Here is a 19266-nt window from a genome sequence, read left to right on the forward strand (position 1 = left end):
GCTTGCACGGTACGGGCTCGCTGCTTACATCCTTGTCAATGAACGATCCCGAAAGCGCCTGGCGCGATTCCTATCGCCACCCCACGCGTTGGGACGGCACGTATCCGCCGCTGTCGATGGTGGATTTCTTCGATCAGGGCGCGGCGCGGGGCGGCACGGCGCCGCTGATCGATTTCCTCGGCCGGCACTATAGCTATGCCGAGACGCTTGACGGTGCGAACCGCGTGGCTTGCGGGCTGAAGGCGCTGGGCTATGGCCCGGGCGACCGGATCGGCCTGTTTCTGCCCAATGTGCCGCATTATCTGGCGGCCTATTACGGCATCCTCAAGCTGGGCGCGACGGTGGTGAATTTCTCGCCGCTCTATACCGCCGCCGAGCTTGAGCATCAGGTCGCCGATTCGGGCACGAAGCTCCTGTTCACCCTGTCGGCCACCGCCTTGCTGCCGACCGCGCTGAAGGTGCTTGAGGAGAGCAGCCTCGAGCGGCTGGTCGTCGGTTCAATCGCAGGCGTGCTGCCGCCGGCGAAATCAGTGCTTTACCGGCTGTTCAAGCGCGCCGAGGTGGCGACGCGACCCGACGATCCCCGCATCATGGCCTTTTCGCAGCTGATCGCGAATGACGGCGTGTGCCCAGCCCCGGCGATCGATCCGATCAACGATATCGCGCTGATCCAATATACCGGCGGCACCACCGGCACGCCCAAGGGCGCGATGCTGACTCACCAGAATCTCAGCGCCAATGCGCGCCAGGTGATGGGCCTCGATCCGCATCCCGAGCGGCCCGACCGTATCCTCGGCGTGCTGCCGCTGTTCCATGTCTTCGCCAATACCTGCGTGCTCAACCGCACCGTGTTCAACGGCGGGTGCATCGTTATGCTGCCGCGCTTCGAGGCGGGCCAGGTGCTTGCGGCGATCGACCGCACCAAGGCGACTGCGCTGCCGGGCGTGCCGACCATGTACCAGGCGCTGCTCGACCATCCCAAGCTGGCAGCGACCGACTTTTCCTCGCTGCGCGTCTGCATCTCCGGCGGTGCGCCTTTGCCGGCCGAGCTGAAGCGCAAGTTCGAGGCGGCGACCGGATCGGCCGTGGTCGAGGGCTATGGCCTGTCCGAAAGCTCCGGGGTGATCTCGGCCAATCCCTATGAGGGCGACGGCAAATCCGGCACGATCGGCCAGCCGATCCCGGGCACGCGCGTCAAGCTGGTCGACAAGGGCGATCCAAGCCGCCCGCCGCCCGCGGGCGAGCCCGGCGAGATCGTTACTGCAGGTCCGCAGATCATGAAGGGCTATTGGCAGCGCCCGGAAGCCGATGACGACGTGTTCATCACTGATGCCGAGGGCCGGGTGTGGTTGCGCACCGGCGATGTCGGCACGATCGACGATGACGGCTTCATCAAGATCGTCGACCGGCTGAAGGACATGATCGCGGTATCGGGCTTCAAGGTCTTCCCGAGCCAGATCGAGGCAGTGCTGCACCATCATCCGGCGGTAAAGGAGGCGATGGTGATCGGCCTGCCCGATCCCTATCGCGGCGAGCATCCCCGCGCCTATGTGACGCTGAACGACGATATGGCGATCACCGGCGACGAGCTGCGCGACTGGCTCAACCCGCAGATCGGACGGCACGAACGCGTCGACCAGGTGGTGATCCGGCTGACCATGCCCAAGACGATGATCGGCAAGCTGAGCCGCAAGGACCTGGTCGCCGAGGTGATGGCCGAAAATCAGGCCCCGAACAGCGCGGTCTGATCGCGCGCACCATGAACGATCCGCAGGATCGTCACGACCTGACCCTCGATCTCATAGAAGATCGTCATATGCCGCTCGAAGACGAGGCTGCGCAGGCCATGCCTGAGATCGTTCCTGGGCGAGCCCCTCCTGGGAAAGTCGACCAGCTTCGCCAAATGACGTCGAAGGCGCGAGCCGTACGCGTCAGCCGTATCGAGGTCAGCCTCCGTCGCGATCCACATCCAGATATCGGCAAGATCCTCATAGGCGCGCGCGCCCAGCCTGACCTGGTAACTCAACCCGCCCGTCTCGCGGCGGACAATGCGTCCAGCCGGACGAACGCCTCGTCGATCGGTATCGACGGGCGCGAGTCGTCGAGCGCTTCCTGGATTTTCAGCCGCAGCATTTCATCAAGCGCAGCTTCCTCCCGGTCGAGCGCCCGCAAGCCGGCGCGCACCACTTCGCTCATAGAGGAGAAGCGCCCGGACTCGACATGGCGCTTCGCCCGATCGGCCATGTCACCCAGAGTCACTGTAACGGCTTTGCTCGCCATATCGGCCTCCAATATGATTTTATCATATAAGGCATCCACTGAGCCTGCTCAACACCAGCCGTCCTTGACCCCCCTCGCCCGCCTGCCGCATAGCGGCGCGATGGAAATACCGATCGAAGAGCTGTCGTTCGAGGACGCGCTGAAGGAGCTCGAGGCAATCGTCTCGCGGCTCGAAAGTGGCGATGCGCCGCTCGACCAGGCAATCAGCCTGTACGAGCGCGGCGACAAGCTGCGCCGCCGTTGCGCCGACCGGCTCGATGCGGCCCAGGCGCGGATCGAGGCGATCCGGCTCGACGGCGAAGGCCGCGCCGCCGGCACCCATCCCTTTGCGGCCGGCTGACCGCGTGCCTGCCGCCTCTCTGTCGTTGCAGGCCGCGCTGACGCAGGTCGGCGCCGATGTCGATCGGCGCCTCGACGCCCTGCTGGCCGTGCCCGACGATCCCCGCGCCGATCTGTACCGGGCGATGCGGCATGCCGCGATCGGCGGCGGCAAGCGCCTGCGCCCGCTGCTGGTGTTCGCGACGGCGCGGCTGTTCGGCGTCGACCGCGATTGTGCCAGCCGAGTCGCGACGGCGATCGAATGCATCCATGTCTATTCGCTGATCCATGACGACCTGCCCGCGATGGACGATGACGACATGCGGCGCGGCAAGCCGACCGCGCACAAGGTCTATGGCGAGGCGACCGCGATCCTGGCGGGCGATTGCCTCCACGCCCTGGCGTTCGAGATCCTCGCCGATCCGGCGACTCATGCCGATCCGTTCGTGCGCAGCGAGCTGGTGCTCGATCTGGCGCGCGCTTCCGGCCCGTCGGGCATGGCGGGTGGGCAGATGATGGACCTGGAGGCCGAGAAATCGAGCTTCGACCTGTCGACCGTTACCCGGCTGCAGGCAATGAAGACCGGCGCGCTGATCGCCTGCTCGGTCGAGGCCGGCGCGATCCTCGGCCGCGTGCCGCCGGAGGGCCGCACTCCGCTGCGCGGCTATGCGCGCGACATGGGCCTGGCCTTCCAGATCGCCGACGACCTGCTCGACGTCGAGGGCGACGAGACGACCGCCGGCAAGAAGCTGCGCAAGGATGCGGGCGCCGGCAAGGAGACCTTCCTGTCGCTGCTCGGCGTCGCCCGCGCCCGCGAGCAGGCGCGGATGCTGGTCGACCAGGCAGTGCAGCACCTCCAGGGCTTCGGGGCCGAGGCCGATCTGCTGCGCGACATCGCCCGCTTCACGCTGGAACGCGACCGGTGATCCTCCCCCACCGCGCTTCGTTCGGCCGGCCGGACCGTCCCATCGACGAACAGGGGAGAAGCACATGACCATCCGCACCGGCGTCTATCCCGGCACGTTCGATCCGATCACGCTCGGGCACATGGACATCATCCGGCGCGGCGCGAAGCTGGTCGACCGGCTGGTCATCGGCGTCACCACTAATCCGTCCAAATCGCCGATGTTCGATCTCGACGAGCGTATGGCGATGGTCCAGCGCGAGGTCGCCGGGATCGGCGGGGAAATCCATGTCGTCAGCTTCGATTCGCTGCTGATGGATTTCGCAGAGCGCGCCGGCGCCAAGGTGATCGTGCGCGGCCTGCGCGCGGTCGCCGATTTCGAATATGAATATCAGATGGCGGGCATGAACCAGCAGATTAATCCGCGAGTCGAGACGGTGTTCCTGATGGCCGACGTGTCGCTGCAGCCGATCGCCAGCCGGCTCGTCAAGGAAATCGCGCTCTATGGCGGACCGATCGACCGGTTCGTCACACCCGCCGTCGCCATCGACGTCGCGGCGCGGGTCGAGAAGATCGGGCGCAAGGGCAGCTGACGAATTTCGCGCGCTTGCCACATGGACGCCACGGTTGCGTCGGATGAACGGCCGGATGTTCAGATTGGCGCAAGCAGGGATTTGCTCTAAGCGCGCTGCACGGCCCCGTCTGCGGGCCAGAGCCTACGGGGATATGATGCGTTTTATTGCCAGCCTGATTGCGTGTGTCTCCGCCCTGTTCGTCGCGGGTTCGGCAACCGCCCAGCAGAATATCGACATCCCGGTCGCGGGGCGTCCGCCCTTGCCGACCAAGGACCCCGAGAATCTGTGGTATCTCGATCTGTCGACTGGCGGCCGGGTCACCATCTGGCTGCGCCCCGATGCCGCGCCCAAGATGGTCGAGCGAGTGAAGGAGCTCACCCGCCAGCATTTCTATGACGGGCTTGCCTTCCACCGCGTGATCGACGGCTTCATGGCGCAGGGCGGCGATCCCAAGGGCGATGGCACCGGCGGCTCGACGCTGCCGGACATGAAGGCCGAGTTCAATTTCCTGCCGCATGTGCGCGGCGCCGTCTCGGCGGCCCGCACCGCGGATAATGAGGACAGCGCGAACAGCCAGTTCTTCATCGTCTTTCAGCCGCGCCTGCCGCTCGACAACAAATATACGGTGTTCGGCCGGGTGATCTCCGGCATGGAATATGTCGATGCGATCGAGCGCGGCGAGCCGCCGACGAACCCGACCAAGATCCTCCACGCCTATATCGCGTCCGATAATCCCCCGGCCTATGTCGCGCCGCCCCCGCCAGCACCGCCGACCCTGGCCCCGAGCCTGACGCTCGGCACGGATGCACCCGCCCCCAAGGCGCCGGCGCCGGCCAAAGCCAAGGCGCCCGCACCGAAGGCCAAGGCGAAGGCCAAATAACCAGCCGGAGACACGGACCGGCAGGGATAGCCCCGTGAAGGTCGATCTGTTCGATTTCGATCTGCCGCCCGAGCGGATCGCGCTGCGCCCCGCGACGCCGCGCGATGCCGCGCGCCTGCTGGTGCTCGACGGCGACGCGACGCGCGACCTGACGGTCACCGACCTGCCCGGCCAGCTGCGCGCCGGCGATCTGCTCGTGTTCAACGACACCCGCGTGATCCCCGCCCAGCTCGAGGGCAAACGCGGCGACGCCAGGATCGGCGCCACGCTCCACAAGCGTGAAGGCCCGCGCCGCTGGCGCGCCTTCATCCGCAACGCGCGGCGGCTGCATGAGGGCGACAGCATCGAGTTCGGCAATGGCGTCAGCGCGATCGCAAGTGACCGTGCCGACGACGGCAGCCTGGCGCTGACCTTCGCCGGCGACGAGCCGGTCGAGCTGTTGCTCGAACGCGCCGGGCGGATGCCGCTGCCGCCCTATATCGCCGCCCGGCGCGCGGCCGATGCGCGCGACGCCGAGGATTACCAGACGATGTTCGCGGCCGAAAAGGGCGCGGTCGCCGCGCCCACCGCCGCGCTGCACTTCACTCCCGGCCTGATGGCGAGCCTCGCCGCCAGCGGCATCGATCACGCCACGCTCACGCTGCATGTCGGCGCCGGCACTTTCCTGCCGGTCAAGGCGGAAGATACGGACGCGCACCGGATGCACGCAGAATGGGGCCGGATCGACGCCGCGACGGCCGAGCGGCTCAACGCGGTCCGCGCCCGCGGCCGCCGGGTGATCGCGGTCGGCACCACCAGCCTGCGCCTGATCGAGAGCGCCACGGGCGAGGACGGCGTGATCCGCCCGTTCGCCGGGGACACGGCGATCTTCATCACCCCGGGCTACCGGTTTCGCGGCATCGACGGTCTCGTCACCAACTTCCATCTGCCGAAATCGACCCTGTTCATGCTGGTATCGGCGCTGATGGGGCTCGACCGGATGAGAGCGGCTTACGCTTATGCCATTGAAAATGAATACCGTTTCTACTCTTACGGGGACGCGTCGCTGCTGCTGGCGTAAAACTGTCCACGAAGCCCGGTAAGCGCTTTGTAGACCCAGTCCGGTGTACATCCCGGGGAAGAGTGGATAGCATCTTACGTCAGTTTCTTGGGGGAAATAAATGCGCAGACTCTTTCTTGCCGTAATCGCGGGCGTGTCCGCATTGGCTGCACAGGGGGCTGCCGCGCAAGAGGCCGCCGCTCCGGCACAGGCGCAGCCGACAACCATCGTCTATTCGGACGACGGGATGAGCCGGATGGCCGATCTCCCGATGGGCGTCCATCGTATTCCGGACAGCAACGTCATCATCTCGGGGCATCAGAAGGGCGGCGGCGTGGGCATGCTGTTCGGCGTGGTCGGCATGGCGATCCAGAGTTCGGCCAACACCCAAACCGGTACGGCCAAGGTGCACAACGTGGAAGATGACTTGCGCTTCGACGCGACGGCAATGGCACTCGACCTGACCCGGACAATATTGGCGGACGGAAAGTACGGGGAGCGTTTCAAGTTATCGCCCCAGCCGGGCGATCGCATCTTCAACGTGACGCCCTATGTCGTGATCACGTTCGTGAACGAGACCGATGTTCGCCCCTATGTCGTGCTGAAGACGAAGCCCGCTGCCGGAGCGCCCGGCGAATCGCCCAAAGCGCTGAAATATTTCTGCTGTGAAGGGAAGCCATTGCCGCTTCTCGGCGAAGGTGGCCTTGCCGAAAACAACGGCGCGCGCCTGAAGGCGCTTCTGACCTCGGAGCTGGAAACGGCCATCCAGGTGATGCTCCAGGATCGTTCCCAGCCCTATCCCCGGGACAAGCAGTCGAGGGTCACCTTCAACGGATCCCTCCCCTTCGTCGGCAAGCCTTTCAAGATGAAGGGATTACAACTGGGCCATTATGGCGAATATTCCCTGATTGAATTCCCCCCGGGCGCGATTGTCTTCGGAGGCGTGAATATTGCAGAGCCGGGGTCGCTCGAGATCGTGCCTCCGAAGGACAAATGATGGATTGATGCTCCGATCGCCCGGAGTTTGTCGAAAGGGTGACGTTTGCTGATCAATCGGTGGACGTCACCATTTGATGTCGCCCTTGGGCTGAAAGAAATCGTTTGCCGGAAACCTTCGCTCGAAAGATTTCCCCAGTCTAACCCAAATTTGTTCATGCTGGTATCGGCGCTGATGGGGCGGGATCGGATGCGGGCGGCCTATGCCCATGCAATCGCGACCGGCTATCGCTTCTACAGCTATGGCGACTCCTCGCTCCTCCTGCCCTGAGCCGACATTGGCCCCTTGATCCGAGTCAAAGGCCGTTCGACCGTTCGTCCTATTCTCCGCTCCTGAAACTGGCCGTGGAGAGGGCGCGATGGGAAGGCAGATCGAGGGAACGTTCATCTTTGACGGGGATGCCGCGACGCGCGGCTTCGCGCTCAACGCCATGTGCTTTTCGTTCAACGACGCCGCCAACCGCGCGGCCTTCGTCGCCGACGAGCAGGCCTATTGCGATCGCTTCCACCTGACCGAGGCGCAGCGCGAGGCCGTCGCCAGCCGCGACGTGCTCGCGATGCTGCGCGCGGGCGGCAACATCTATTATCTCGCGAAGCTGGCCGGGATCCTCGGCCTCAGCGTCCAGGATCTGGGAGCCCAGCAGACTGGCCTCAGCCTAGAAGCCTTCAAGCAGCGCCTGCTCGATGCCGGAACGCTCGATGCCGGAAAGGTGGCCCGTCATGGCTGAGGTCGTCGGCGGCGTCTTCGCCAGCCACGTGCCCGCCATCGGCGGCGCCATCGCCCGCGGTCTCCAGCAGGATCCCTATTGGAGCCCCTTCTTCGCCGGGTTCGATGCGGTCCAAGCCTGGCTCGGCCGGGCGAGGCCCGATGTGGCCGTCGTGTTCTACAACGATCACGGCCTGAACTTCTTCCTCGACAAGCTGCCGACCTTCGCGGTCGGCGCCGCCACTGAATATGGCAATGCCGATGAGGGCTGGGGCCTGCCGGTGAGCAAGCCCTTCGCCGGCGATCCGGCGCTGTCGTGGCACCTGATCGAAGCGCTGGTCGCGGACGAATTCGATATCACCACCTGCCAGTCGATGCTGATCGATCATGCGCTGACCATCCCGATGCAGCTGTGCTGGCCTGACGTTGCAGAGTGGCCGGTGCGGATCGTACCGATCGCGATCAACACGGTGCAGCATCCGTTGCCCAGCCCGGCGCGCTGCCTTGCGCTCGGCCGTGCGGTTGGCCGGGCGCTGGCGCGCTGGCCGGGCGACGAGCGGATCGTGGTGTTCGGCACCGGAGGCCTGTCGCATCAGCTCGAAGGGCCCCGTGCCGGTTTCATCAACAGCGATTTCGATCGGCGCTGCATGGATGCGCTGGCCAACGAACCCGATCTGCTGACGCGCCATTCGAGCCTGGACATCGTCGAACTGGCGGGCAGCCAGGGGGTGGAGATTCTCAACTGGATCGCGGCGCGCGGCGCGCTCGGTGCGGCCACGCACGAGATTTGCCGCAACTACCATATCCCCATTTCCAACACCGCCGCCGCCTCGATGGTGCTTGAGGCCGGGCTGGCGCGGGCCGCGTAGGCCAAGGTCCGGACCGGCACGACATAGCTATCGCCACGCCGCTCGATTGGGCTATCGGATCACCATGGCGAAGACGCCAGTCGATCCGTGAAAAGGCCTTCCCGAGATGCGCATGCCGATCCTCGCCGCCGCCCTGGCGATCGCTGCGCCCGCCACTGGGCAGACCACCGAGCGCGTGCCGATTCCAACCGGCCCGGGCAGTGTCGCACCGGGCTCGACCGGGCCGGGGGGCCAGCCGCCGGCAACGATCATTGCAGAGCCTGTCGCGATGATGATCGCGGCTTGCGACGCCGATGGCGACGCGCGGGTTACTCATGCCGAGCTGCAGGCCTGCCTGACGCGGAGCTTTGCCGCAATCGACCGGGGCGGGACCGGATCGATCGGCTATATCGGTTATAGCGACTGGGCGCTGTTGTGGCTGGGCGACCGCAACGCCCTGCCCAGCCCGTTCACCATCGATACGGACGGCGACAATCGGATCACGCTCGCCGAGTTGACCGCGCAGTTTGACCGCCTTTTCACGCGCTTCGATGCGAACCACGACGGCGCGGTCACCCGAGCGGAGTTGCTGACGATCCGGTCGGTCGCGATCGGCACGCCCCTCGCCCAGCCCGACGGGAAGCGCGGCGCGAAACCGCCGCGGCGCTGAGGGCATGTTCCGCGTGAATCCCGCAGATCCGCCCCTGCCCCCCTCGGCGCGACGCTATCGGCTGGCCATCTTCGATTTCGATGGCACGCTCGCCGATAGCGGCGACTGGTTCATTTCGATTTCGGACCAGCTCGCCCAGCGCTTCGGCTTCCGCAGAGTCACGACCGAGGAGATCGAGCAGTTGCGCGGCCGCACAACGCGCGAAGTGCTCAGCTTTCTCGGCATACCGCGCTGGAAGCTCCCCGCGATCGGCCGCTACCTCCACGCGCTGCTGGCCGAGCAGACCGATCGCATCGCGCTGTTCGACGGGATCGATTCGCTGATCGAGCGGCTGTCCGCGGCCGGCCTGAAGATCGCGGTCGTCACCTCCAACTCGGAGGAGAATGCACGGGCGATATTGGGGCCGGCCAATGTCGCGCGGATCGACTGGTTCGAATGCGGCGCTTCCCTGCTGGGCAAGGCGCGGCGGTATCGCAGGGTGCTGCGCCGCGGCTATATCGAGGCCTATGAGGCAATCGCGATCGGCGACGAGACACGCGATATCGCCGCCGCGCGCAAGGCCGGCATTGCCGCCGGTGCGGTCCTGTGGGGCTATGCCAATCGCAAGGCGCTGGAGCGCGCGCGCCCGGACATTTTCTTCGAGCATCCGAACGAGATCGCGCAGCTGCTGCTTGGGACGGCGGACTGCCCGGGCGCGTCGCGACAAGGATGATCGCGATGCGATCGATCCCCGATGATTTCGACGCCGAGAGCGTTACGGCGATCGACGGACGCCTCGACGGGATCGTGCGCGACGAGCGCGTGTCGATCCCGCTCGCGATCGAAAGCGGCAGCCGCGCCTGGGGCTTCGCTTCACCCGACAGCGATTATGATTGCCGCTTCCTCTATGTCCGCCGTCGCGAGGATTATCTGACGCTCTGGCCCCGGCGCGACGTGATCGAAACGGCGCTCGAAGGGCTGCTCGATGCCAATGGCTGGGATATCGCCAAGGCCCTGCGGCTGATCGTCAAGGGCAATGCCGTGGCGATCGAATGGCTGCGCTCGCCGATCGCCTATCGCGGCGATCCGGCGTTTCGGGACGCGGTGCTCGCCTTTGCCGACGCGCATGCCCCGCTGCCGCTGCTGCGGCGTCACTATCTGCATCTGGGCACGCAGCAATGGCTCCGGGCCGGCGACGCTGAAGCGATCGCGATCAAGCGCCTCTTCTATATCCTGCGTCCTGCCGCAGTGCTGCGCTGGATGCGCCTTCATCCCGGGCTGACGCCGCCGATGCATTTTCCGACGCTGATCGCCGAATGCGATCCGCCGGCGCAGGTCGGTGCGATCGTCGCTGAGCTGATCGCGCGTAAGGCGGAGACACGCGAGCTGGGCCTCGCGCCGATGCCGGCCGAACTGGCGGCGTTCGCCGAAGCTGAATTCGCCCATGCCAAGGCTGAGGAAAAGGGCATGACCGATCCCCGCTCCCAGGCGGCGGCTGACAGCTTTTTCCTGGAGATGGTGGACCGCTTCGGCCCTGAATGAGAGATACTTGACTCCGTCAAGTAATGGCGACATTTTCAGACGATGGAATCGACTCTCCAGTCCGTGCGGGCGTTCAATCGCTTCTACACGCGCTTCGCGGGCGTGCTCGAAGCGCGCTTTCTTGACAGCGAGCTCTCGCTGGTCGAAGCCCGCCTGCTCTACGAAATCGTCACGCGCGAGCAGCCGGTCGCCGTCGAGCTGCAACAGGCGCTCGGCCTCGACGCGGGCTATGCCAGTCGCATCCTGCGCAAGTTCGAGAGCAAGGGCTGGATCGAGCGGATGCGCGGCACCGACGCGCGGCGGCGGCCGATCGGGGTGACCACCCCCGGCCGCGCGGTCTTCGCCGATCTCGACCAGCGCCAGCGCCAGGCGATCGAGCGCCATCTCAAGCCGCTTGGCGCCGCCGACCGCCGCGTGCTCGAGGCCGCGCTCGGGACGGCGCACACCCTGCTCTCGGCCGAAAGCGCGGCCGACTATAGCTTGCGGACCTTCACCACCGGCGACATGGGCATGATCGCTGCGCGCCAGGCGATCCTCTATCAGGAGAGCCATGGCTGGGGGGCGCCGATGGAAGTGCTGCTCGGCGAGGTCACCGCCCATTTCCTGCGCGATTTTCGCGCCGGTCGCGAGCAATGCTGGGTCGCCGAGAGCGGCGGGGCGATGGCCGGATCGATCTTCGTCGTCGATGCGGGCGACGATGTCGCACAGCTCAGGCTGCTCTATGTCGAACCCTGGGCGCGCGGCATGGGAATCGGCGGCGACCTGGTCGAGCGCTGCATCGTCTTTGCGCGGAACGCCGGATACCGGACGATGCGGCTATGGACTCATACCGTGCTGGACAGCGCACGCCGCATCTATGCCGGCGCCGGGTTCGAGATCGTCTCGACTGAGGTGCATCACGAATTCGGTCGGCCCGAACAGGGCGAAATCTGGGAACTGGGGCTGCGGAAATAAGCCCAAACCTCTCCCCGTTCGGCCTGAGGAACGGGGATGGGGTCGGATCACTCCACATGCACCGCGAGCCACACCGTTGGCTCGTCCTTCGCGGTGTACGTCACCCAGTGGCGCTGCCCGCCGAGGATCGTCAGATGATCCCCCGGCCGCAAGGTCACCCCTACCGAATCCTCGACGCGAATTCCGGCCTCGCCGCTCAGCAGCACGACCCATTCGTCCTGCTCCTGCACCATCGGCGCATCCTCCGGCGTCGCCTGGCCGCGCGAGACGATTCGCTCGATCCGCACGCCGGGGCGCTCGAGTAGATCCGTGAATACCTCGGCGCGGCGCGCGGCGGGCAGCTTGGAGAAAAGATTGCCGACCGCGACTTTGAATGCGGGCTTTGGCTTGGGCGCGGGTTTCGGCTTGGGCACGGCTTTCGGTTTCGGCGCCGGCTTGGGTTTGGCCGCCGGCTTCTGCCTCCGTTCCGGCGCTCGTTCGGATGCCGGTACCTCAGGTTCAGGCTCGGGCTCTGGCTCTCGCTTTGGCGGCGCCACTTTCTTCAGCGCCTCGATCGTCCCGGCCGAGCTTTTCCACGTCGCCCGCATCGCCGCGCGCAGATACGCCTCGATATCCTCGCCACTCGCTTCGAACCCCGACGCGCCGATGCCGAGCACAGCCTTGCCCGCCGCATCGACCAGCCCGTAAAGCCCGAAATCGCCACCGGCCTTGCGCCGCCGGGACTTTTGCAGCTTCAGCCCCCGATGCCGCGCCATCTCGCGCAGCGCCTCATCCCGTTCGTCAGCCATGATGCCCGTCTAGATGTTTAGTCCCGGGAAGTCGCGGTACGGCTCGATCCTGAAGCGGCCTGGATCTTCCGTCCAGATGGGAAACATATTCGTGTGGTGCGAGGCCGCGTTGGGCCTTTAGCCGCCAGCCATGATTCTGGGCGTCGATGAAGAGCGTGAGGTGCCGCTGCAGTTCGTTGCGACCACCACAATGGTTGCACGGCGGTTGCACCGTCCGCGGCGCGCCATTGCAACTCCTCGCACCGATCCGCCCCGCCTAGTGACGCTGCCATCGAGCCGGCCGCGATACCCGCCGAACCGGAAAGAGGATATTACCATGTCGAAGTCGATCATCATTGCAGCGGCCGTCTCGGCCGTCATCGTCACCACCCCCGCCTTCGCGCAGGATCGCGGCAAGCCCGCCGGCACCCAGTCGACCGGTTTCGGCGGCCGGAACGGGTCCGCCACCACCCTTCGCGACGCCCCGCGGCGCGACACCGCAACGCAGTCGAGCGGCTTTGGTGGCCGGAACGGCTCGGCCACCGATCTGCGCGATGCGCCCCGGCGCGATACCGGGGACAGCAAGCGCGAAATCCGGAGGAGCGGCGTCGTGACCCGCGAGCATGCGCCGCGGACCCAGTCGACCAACAACCTGAAACAGATCGGCCTGGCGGACCATTGATTGCCGGGTGGATGGGCGCCCGCCTCGGGGGGCGCCCATCCACCCAAGATCAGGAGATGATCCCCGGCGCGCGCTTCATCGAATTAAATTGAGTCCGGACTCTGGCCAGGGCGGCGAAGCGATGCGTGTCGACAGCAGGCGACCCGCGGGGCTAGGGGGGCGCATGCCTCCGCGTTTCGAGTTCACCATCCATGCCACCGACGGCAAGGCCCGCACCGGCGAGATCGCGATGCGCCGCGGCACGATCCGCACACCCGCCTTCATGCCGGTCGGCACCGCCGCGACGGTCAAGGCCGTCAAGCCCGCCGATGTGCGCGCGTCCGGCGCCGACATCATCCTTGGCAACACCTATCACCTGATGCTCCGGCCTGGCGCCGAGCGTGTCGCGCGGCTCGGCGGGCTTCACGGTTTCATGGGCTGGGATCGCCCGATCCTGACCGACAGCGGCGGCTATCAGGTAATGAGCTTGAGCGACCTGACCACCCGTTCCGAGGACGGCGTGACCTTCAAGAGCCATCTCGACGGTTCGCGCCATACGCTCAGCCCGGAACGCTCGATCGAGATCCAGCGCCTGCTCGGCTCCGACATCGTCATGGCGTTCGACGAGCTGGTGCCGACCACCTCCACGCCGGAAGTGCAGGCCGCCGCCATGGCGCGATCGATGCGCTGGGCGAAGCGCAGCCGCGATGCGTTCGACAGCGGCGGCGCCCATGCCGAAGGCGCCGCGATCTTCGGCATCCAGCAGGGCGCGCTCGACGAGACGCTGCGCGGCGACAGTGCCGCCGCGCTGATCGATATCGGCTTCGATGGCTATGCGGTGGGCGGCCTCGCGGTCGGCGAGGGGCAGGAGGCGATGTTCGGCTGCCTCGATTTCGCGCCCGGGCAGCTCCCGGCGGAGAAGCCGCGCTACCTGATGGGCGTGGGCAAGCCGGACGATATCGTCGGCGCGGTCGAGCGCGGCATCGACATGTTCGATTGCGTGCTGCCGACCCGATCGGGCCGCACCGGACAGGCCTTCACGCGCCGGGGGCCGATCAACATCCGCAACGCGAAATTCGCCGAGGACACCGGTCCGCTCGATCCGGCCTGCTCCTGCCCGGTCTGCGCCGGCTGGAGCCGCGCCTATCTCCACCATCTGGTCCGCGCCGGCGAGATTCTCGGCGCGATGCTGATGACCGAACATAATCTGTGGTTCTATCAGGTCTTGATGGCCGATCTGCGCGCGGCGATAGCGGACGGGCGGATCACGGCCTTTGCCGATGCGTTCAGGCGGGATTATGCCGGCCCGCCCAAGGGAGAGTGACTTGTCCAGTACCGACGAAGACGACGCCAACGAGATTCTCGCCGCAACCCGCGAGGCCAAGGAACACCGCGAGGCGGCCGCTGTGACCGCCGATCCCGCCAAGGCGAAGCGCTGGCCGATCGCTACGATCGGCCTCGGCATCGGCTCGGCCGCCGTCGTCGCCGCCCTGCTCTACGCCAACCGGTCGCGGCAGAAGCGTTAGGCCAGACCATGTCCGCCGGAATGGACGCGTTCGCGCCCGTTGCCCGGCTTGCTCATTGCCGTCCGGCGGGGTCGATCGCCTTACGGTCGGCTTGCGGAAACATGATCCCGCCGAGCGCGAGCAGGACAGCAGCACCACCCAGGCCGATGACCATCAGCAGCGTGCCGTTGCTGCCGGCGATCTGCGTGCCCTTGAAGCCGAGCGCGTCGAGCAACGGATAGCACAGGCCGATGGCGAGCGCGTAGCCGAGCTTGTTGGTGAGCGCGAGCAAGGCGAAATGGCTGCCCATGGTCGAATGCCCGCTGCGCGCGCCGTCGGCACCGGCGACCTCGACCATCGCTGCATTGAGGTTGGACTGATAGCCTCCGGTGAATAGCCCGACCCCAAATTGAATCGCCGCCGCAATCGCCAGCGCGCCATGGGGCACGAGGCCCAGGCCGAGCGTCGCGACCGCGGCGCCGGTCATCGCGATGGTGAAGGAGGCGCGGGTGCCCATGCGGATCGTGATGCGCAGGAACAGCGGCACGCCGGCGATCATGCCGATGAAATAGACCAGCATCAGCGTCGAGAAGGAGTGTCCCAGGCCCAGCAGGCTCAGGATGAAGAAGGAGGTCGCGCTGATCACCGCGAACCCGCCGCCCGACAGCAGGTCCGCCAGCAGGAGCCGGCGCAGGCCCGCGGACGCGCCCAGCAGGCGCAGGACGGCGAAGGGATCGGCCGTGCCGCCCTGATGCCGTCCGGCCGCGGGCAGGCGCAGGGCGAGGACCAGCGCGATCGGCAGCGCGATCATCGCGAACCAGCCCATGACCGAGAGCTGATCGGTCAGGCGGCTCCCGCCGAGATGCTCGACCAGCGCAGGCGCCGAGACGATGCCGAGCATGCCCAGCACGCCGGCCCATTCCCGCCAGGCGATCAGCCGCGCGCGATCGGCCGGTGCCTCGCTCAGCTCGGCCGGCCACGCGGCGTGAGCGACCGACATCATCGTCCAGCCGAAATAGAAGATCAGCAGCAGCATCGCCGGCACCGCGATCGCGCCGTTTTGCCCGAGGCCGAACGCACCCGGCGCGAACACCGGCGGAATAGTGAGGATCATGATCAGCGCGGCAAGCGCGATCCAGAATTTGCGCGGGCCGAAGGGCGGATCGAAACGATCGATGCAATAGCCGACAATGGGATCAAGCACGATGTCCCACAGCCGCGCCACCATGAACAGCACGCCGATCGTGGCGAGCGGCAGGCCTGTCGCCTGGGCATAAGCCGGCGGCAGATAGGAGACGAGCGGCAGCGTCAGCGCCTTGGTGACGAAGCCGATCGCGGCATAACGGACGATGAGCCCGGAACCGATGCGCCGTGCCGCGCTCGCCATGCCCGCGCGATTTGCCGCCATGTCCATGCTCAGGCTCCCTCGATCGTGGCGCCACCCGGCCGGCTCTGCCCGCCGAGCAGCTGCGCGCGAATCCGCTTCCACCCGGAGTCGTCGATCCCTTCGAAGGCATGGGTGGCGAAATCGCGGTCGACCGGCGTCGCGAAGCTCGTCGCCGCGCCGTCCCGCCAGAGATGCAGCCGGATCATCGCGGGTTCGCCACTCAGTCGCGGCGGGCTGTCGAGATCGGTGGCGAACGCGAATTGATGGCCAGTGGACCCGGCGCTCGCCACCCGGGCATGGCCAAGCATACCGTCGATCAGGCGATGGACATGGCCGCAACCGACAAGGCGGACTTGCGGGTTTGCGTCCAGGATCGCGGCAAGGCGCTGTGGCCACGCCGGCTGGATCGCGTCCATGAAGGCAAGACCAGTCGGGATCGGCGGATGGTGGAGCACCAGCATGGTCGGTTGCGCCCGCGCGGCGGCCAGCGTCGTCGCGAGCCAGTCGAGCCCTTCGGTGGTCGGCTCCGCATACTCCTTGCCCGGGATCACGGCGTCGAAGGCGACGAGGCGCACCGCGCCCAGGTCCCGCACGAAGTTCGCCGGCGCGCCGCCTTGCGGCAGATAGTCGTGCTCGGGAAAGGTCCTGGCCAGCAGCCCCCGATCGTCGTGATTGCCGGGCAGCAGCACATGGGGGATGGCGAGTTTCGCCAGGATCGCGCGGAGCGTTTCATAGGCCTCGGCCGAGGGCTCGTCGACGAGATCGCCGCTCGCCAGGACAAGGTCCGGCCGCGGCGAGAGGCCATTGAGCGCGGCGACTGCGCGCATCAGTCCGGCGCGGGTGTCGGAATAGCCATAGCAGAGCGCGGGTGGGGGAACGATGTGGAAGTCGCTGATATGGGCGATGAGCAACAGTCTGTCCGATCGGGAGGCGGGGCGGCCGCCATGGACCGCCCCGGTTACGGTTGAAGGTCAGAAGCGGAAGGCGATTTCGCCGCCGATGGTCCGCGGCGCGCCGACGATGCGCTGGGTGCCGATGACGTTGCCGCCGCTCGGCGCCGCGATCAGGCCGACGAAATAGGCCTTGTCGGTGAGGTTGCGGCCCCAGACCGAGACCGACCAATGGCCGTCGGGCGAATCCATCGATAGTCGCGCGTCGAGCAGCGCATAACGCCCGGCCTTCGCAAAATGGTCGATGTCCTTATACTGGCTCCCGACATAGGAGACATTGGTGCCCGGCGTGATCGCCCAGCCGCTCGCCAGCGCGTGGCGATAGCGCGCGCCGACGGTGAAGGAGAGGCCCGGCGCATTGGGCAGCGGCCGTCCCTCGCGCCGCGCGGCTTCCGCCGCATTGGCCGAGACCACATCGTCGATCGTCGAATGGAGGAGCGCGATGCCAGCGGTCAGGTCGAGGCCCCGGACCGGCCGGAAACCCGCCTCGATCTCGCCACCATACAGGGTCGCCGAGGCGACGTTGGTGCGCACATTGGTCGGAATGCCGCCGGCCGCGCCGCCGAGCACCACTGTCGCGGTCGCCTGCATGTCCGAGAAATCGTCATAGAAACCCGAAACCGCGACGTTGAATGGCTGGTCGTGCGGGAACCATTTGGCGCCCGCCTCATAGGCCCAGACATGTTCCGACTTGAACGGCAGCGCCTTGCTGGCCGTGAAGATGGTGGCGCCGTCGAAACCGCCGCTCTTGAAGCCGCGGCTGACCGAGGCATAGAGCATCGCGCCGTCCTCCGGCCGCCAGGTCAGCACAGCGCGGCCGGACAGATCATCGTCCGAGAAGCGGTTGTCGAACACCACCGGCAGATCCGGGAAGTTGCTGCGGACGATGCTCGTCCCATAAGGGTTCAGGTCGGTGGTCGCGCCGCGATAGGTGGCGCGCTCATGTGTGTAGCGCAGGCCCAGGGTCGCCGTCAGCGTCGGTGCGAAATGCCAGTTCGCCTCGCCGAAGGCGGCCAGGTTCTCGCGATGCTGGAGCGCATCGGCTTCGATCACCGAGCGCAGCAGATCGCTCGCATCCTCATTCTGGTTGGTGTGGACGCGGTCGCGGAAATAGAAGCCGCCGACGATCCAGTCGATCGCGCCACCGGGCTTGTTGGCGAGCCGCGCCTCGACCGTCGTCTGGTCGAGCGAGTCGCGATAGAGGATGTCGAAGGCACGCAGCGGAGAGCCCGGATCGAGCGTGAAGCTGCGCTTGAGATGTTGCTGGCTGGCGATGCCGGTGAAGGTGACGCCGCCAAATTCCTGTTCCAGCTTGATCCGTCCACCGATCTGGTCGGCGTCAATGAAGGGCAGCATATTGGCGTAGAAAGTATAGGGATCGCTGTCGGGCTCGGTGAAGCCCGTCGCCGAGCGGCCAAGCACGTCGCTCTGGCTGTTGGCGCCGCGATCACGGCCATAATTGACCTCGGCGGTGATGCGAGTCGCCGTGCCTGGCTGATAGACCAGTGTGCCGCGCACGCCCCAGAAGTCGGCGTCGCCAAAACCGTCCTGCGGCGCGACCGCCGCCAGCGGCGGGATCCGTCCCGGGACCGCTGTGTTCCCCGCGACGGAGGCATTGCCCATGCTCTTGAGGAACCCGCCGCCGGTTTCACGCAGGAAGGCGACGCGGGCGGACAAGGTGGAGGTGAGCGGGCCGCCAACGGCGCCCTCGATGCGCAACGCATCATAGCTGCCATAGCTGGCGTCGAGATAGCCATTGGGCTTGTCGCCGGGCTGGCGGGTCAGCACGTTGATCGCGCCGGCCGTGGTATTCTGTCCGTAGAGCGTGCCCTGCGGGCCTTTCAGTATCTCGACATGATCGATGTCGAAGAGCTGGCCGGTGATCCACGCGCTCGATCCCTGATAGACCTCGTCGACATGGACGGCTGCGGACGGACTGCCATTGGCGTGATAATCGTCGAAGCCGATGCCGCGAATGGTGATCGCCGGCCCCGCTCGTCCGGCAACATCCTCGCGGAAGCTGACGCCGGGCGTCACGGTGGCGATATCCTCCAGCGAATGGAGGCCGCGCTCGCGCAGCGTCTCACCGCGGATCGCGGTCACCGCGATCGGCGTCTGGCTCAGTGGCTCGGCCCGCTTGCGCGCCGTCACGACGATGTCGCCACCGGACATGTCCGACGCCGGGGAACCACTGTCGGGCGCCTGGTCCTGCGCCCATGCCGGCGCGGCGAGAATCGCCGCCGCCGCTACCGTGACCCATAATCCGCACCGTCCGTATTTCACCGTCCACCTCATAAGATACATT

The 19266-nt window shown here is 66.6% G+C and carries 22 protein-coding genes and 1 pseudogene; 17 read left to right on the plus strand and 6 right to left on the minus strand.

What is annotated here, in order from left to right; all coding sequences use genetic code 11:
• Positions 1-38 precede the first annotated feature (38 nt).
• Positions 39-1748: a long-chain-fatty-acid--CoA ligase gene (locus U1769_RS18780; RefSeq protein WP_332719109.1), complete on the plus strand. Its 1710-nt coding sequence runs from the start codon at positions 39-41 to the stop codon at positions 1746-1748.
• Here U1769_RS18780 and U1769_RS18785 read toward each other — a convergent pair.
• Together U1769_RS18785 and U1769_RS18790 are read right to left on the minus strand one after the other, a co-directional pair.
• Complete coding sequence (locus tag U1769_RS18785) at positions 1724-2026, minus strand: type II toxin-antitoxin system RelE/ParE family toxin (RefSeq protein WP_332719112.1); 303 nt, start codon at positions 2024-2026, stop codon at positions 1724-1726. The two genes, U1769_RS18780 and U1769_RS18785, sit on opposite strands and share 25 nt — an antisense overlap.
• Positions 2023-2280: a type II toxin-antitoxin system ParD family antitoxin gene (locus U1769_RS18790; RefSeq protein WP_332719113.1), complete on the minus strand. Its 258-nt coding sequence runs from the start codon at positions 2278-2280 to the stop codon at positions 2023-2025. Before U1769_RS18790 ends, U1769_RS18785 begins: the two co-directional genes overlap by 4 nt.
• A 100-nt stretch (positions 2281-2380) precedes the next feature.
• On the opposite strand from U1769_RS18790, the gene U1769_RS18795 reads away from it, so the two are divergent.
• The 13 genes and pseudogenes from U1769_RS18795 (at position 2381) to U1769_RS18855 (ending at position 11691) form a co-directional block, all read left to right on the plus strand.
• On the plus strand, positions 2381-2620 hold the full coding sequence (locus U1769_RS18795; RefSeq protein WP_332719831.1) for an exodeoxyribonuclease VII small subunit: 240 nt from the start codon (positions 2381-2383) through the stop codon (positions 2618-2620).
• 4 nt (positions 2621-2624) lie between these two features.
• Entirely contained in the window at positions 2625-3524 is a 900-nt protein-coding gene (locus U1769_RS18800; RefSeq protein ID WP_332719115.1) for a polyprenyl synthetase family protein, read from the plus strand.
• Between the two features lie 70 nt (positions 3525-3594).
• Positions 3595-4095: a pantetheine-phosphate adenylyltransferase gene (gene coaD / locus U1769_RS18805; protein WP_332719833.1), complete on the plus strand. Its 501-nt coding sequence runs from the start codon at positions 3595-3597 to the stop codon at positions 4093-4095.
• Between the two features lie 133 nt (positions 4096-4228).
• Positions 4229-4957 carry a peptidylprolyl isomerase gene (locus U1769_RS18810; protein ID WP_443030410.1) on the plus strand — a complete coding sequence of 243 codons (729 nt, stop codon included), beginning with the start codon at positions 4229-4231 and terminating at the stop codon, positions 4955-4957.
• A 34-nt stretch (positions 4958-4991) separates the two neighbouring features.
• A complete protein-coding gene (gene queA, locus U1769_RS18815) occupies positions 4992-6017 on the plus strand; it encodes a tRNA preQ1(34) S-adenosylmethionine ribosyltransferase-isomerase QueA (protein ID WP_332719121.1) in 1026 nt (341 codons plus the stop codon).
• A 100-nt stretch (positions 6018-6117) separates the two neighbouring features.
• Positions 6118-6993, plus strand: a complete 876-nt coding sequence (locus U1769_RS18820) for a hypothetical protein (protein ID WP_332719123.1) — start codon at positions 6118-6120, stop codon at positions 6991-6993.
• 147 nt (positions 6994-7140) lie between these two features.
• Positions 7141-7263, plus strand: a pseudogene (locus U1769_RS18825) (S-adenosylmethionine:tRNA ribosyltransferase-isomerase); the annotation flags it as partial.
• A gap of 88 nt (positions 7264-7351) precedes the next feature.
• Positions 7352-7720: a protocatechuate 4,5-dioxygenase subunit alpha gene (locus tag U1769_RS18830; RefSeq protein ID WP_332719125.1), complete on the plus strand. Its 369-nt coding sequence runs from the start codon at positions 7352-7354 to the stop codon at positions 7718-7720.
• Entirely contained in the window at positions 7713-8567 is an 855-nt protein-coding gene (locus U1769_RS18835) for a class III extradiol dioxygenase family protein (protein WP_332719127.1), read from the plus strand. The genes U1769_RS18830 and U1769_RS18835 overlap by 8 nt, the downstream gene beginning before the upstream one ends.
• Positions 8568-8673: 106 nt before the next feature.
• Complete coding sequence (locus U1769_RS18840; protein WP_332719129.1) at positions 8674-9216, plus strand: EF-hand domain-containing protein; 543 nt, start codon at positions 8674-8676, stop codon at positions 9214-9216.
• A 13-nt stretch (positions 9217-9229) separates the two neighbouring features.
• The gene (locus U1769_RS18845; RefSeq protein ID WP_332719132.1) at positions 9230-9928 is read left to right on the plus strand and encodes an HAD hydrolase-like protein; all 699 of its coding nucleotides are present in this window, start codon (positions 9230-9232) and stop codon (positions 9926-9928) included.
• Between the two features lie 5 nt (positions 9929-9933).
• A complete protein-coding gene (locus U1769_RS18850; RefSeq protein ID WP_332719134.1) occupies positions 9934-10737 on the plus strand; it encodes a nucleotidyltransferase domain-containing protein in 804 nt (267 codons plus the stop codon).
• Between the two features lie 42 nt (positions 10738-10779).
• Positions 10780-11691, plus strand: coding sequence for a bifunctional helix-turn-helix transcriptional regulator/GNAT family N-acetyltransferase (locus tag U1769_RS18855; protein WP_332719137.1), 912 nt, complete (start codon positions 10780-10782; stop codon positions 11689-11691).
• A gap of 47 nt (positions 11692-11738) precedes the next feature.
• Here U1769_RS18855 and U1769_RS18860 read toward each other — a convergent pair whose 3' ends face one another.
• Positions 11739-12479, minus strand: a complete 741-nt coding sequence (locus U1769_RS18860) for a cupin domain-containing protein (protein WP_332719139.1) — start codon at positions 12477-12479, stop codon at positions 11739-11741.
• Between the two features lie 316 nt (positions 12480-12795).
• Between U1769_RS18860 and U1769_RS18865 the strand changes: the two genes are divergently transcribed.
• From U1769_RS18865 to U1769_RS18875, 3 genes are all read left to right on the plus strand, one after another.
• Positions 12796-13140: a hypothetical protein gene (locus tag U1769_RS18865; RefSeq protein ID WP_332719141.1), complete on the plus strand. Its 345-nt coding sequence runs from the start codon at positions 12796-12798 to the stop codon at positions 13138-13140.
• 163 nt (positions 13141-13303) lie between these two features.
• Entirely contained in the window at positions 13304-14443 is a 1140-nt protein-coding gene (gene tgt / locus U1769_RS18870; protein ID WP_332719143.1) for a tRNA guanosine(34) transglycosylase Tgt, read from the plus strand.
• Between the two features lies 1 nt (position 14444).
• Positions 14445-14645, plus strand: a complete 201-nt coding sequence (locus U1769_RS18875) for a hypothetical protein (RefSeq protein WP_332719145.1) — start codon at positions 14445-14447, stop codon at positions 14643-14645.
• A gap of 52 nt (positions 14646-14697) precedes the next feature.
• On the opposite strand, the gene U1769_RS18880 is transcribed toward U1769_RS18875, so the two are convergent.
• From U1769_RS18880 to U1769_RS18890, 3 genes are read right to left on the minus strand one after another with little or no spacing between them, the layout of a single operon-like run.
• Entirely contained in the window at positions 14698-16038 is a 1341-nt protein-coding gene (locus U1769_RS18880; RefSeq protein WP_332719147.1) for an MFS transporter, read from the minus strand.
• 2 nt (positions 16039-16040) lie between these two features.
• Complete coding sequence (locus tag U1769_RS18885; RefSeq protein ID WP_332719149.1) at positions 16041-16922, minus strand: phosphodiesterase; 882 nt, start codon at positions 16920-16922, stop codon at positions 16041-16043.
• A gap of 60 nt (positions 16923-16982) precedes the next feature.
• Positions 16983-19265, minus strand: a complete 2283-nt coding sequence (locus U1769_RS18890) for a TonB-dependent receptor (protein WP_332719151.1) — start codon at positions 19263-19265, stop codon at positions 16983-16985.
• Position 19266 lies beyond the last annotated feature (1 nt).

It is taken from the genome of Parasphingomonas zepuensis (assembly GCF_036663735.1).
Taxonomy (GTDB): domain Bacteria; phylum Pseudomonadota; class Alphaproteobacteria; order Sphingomonadales; family Sphingomonadaceae; genus Sphingomonas.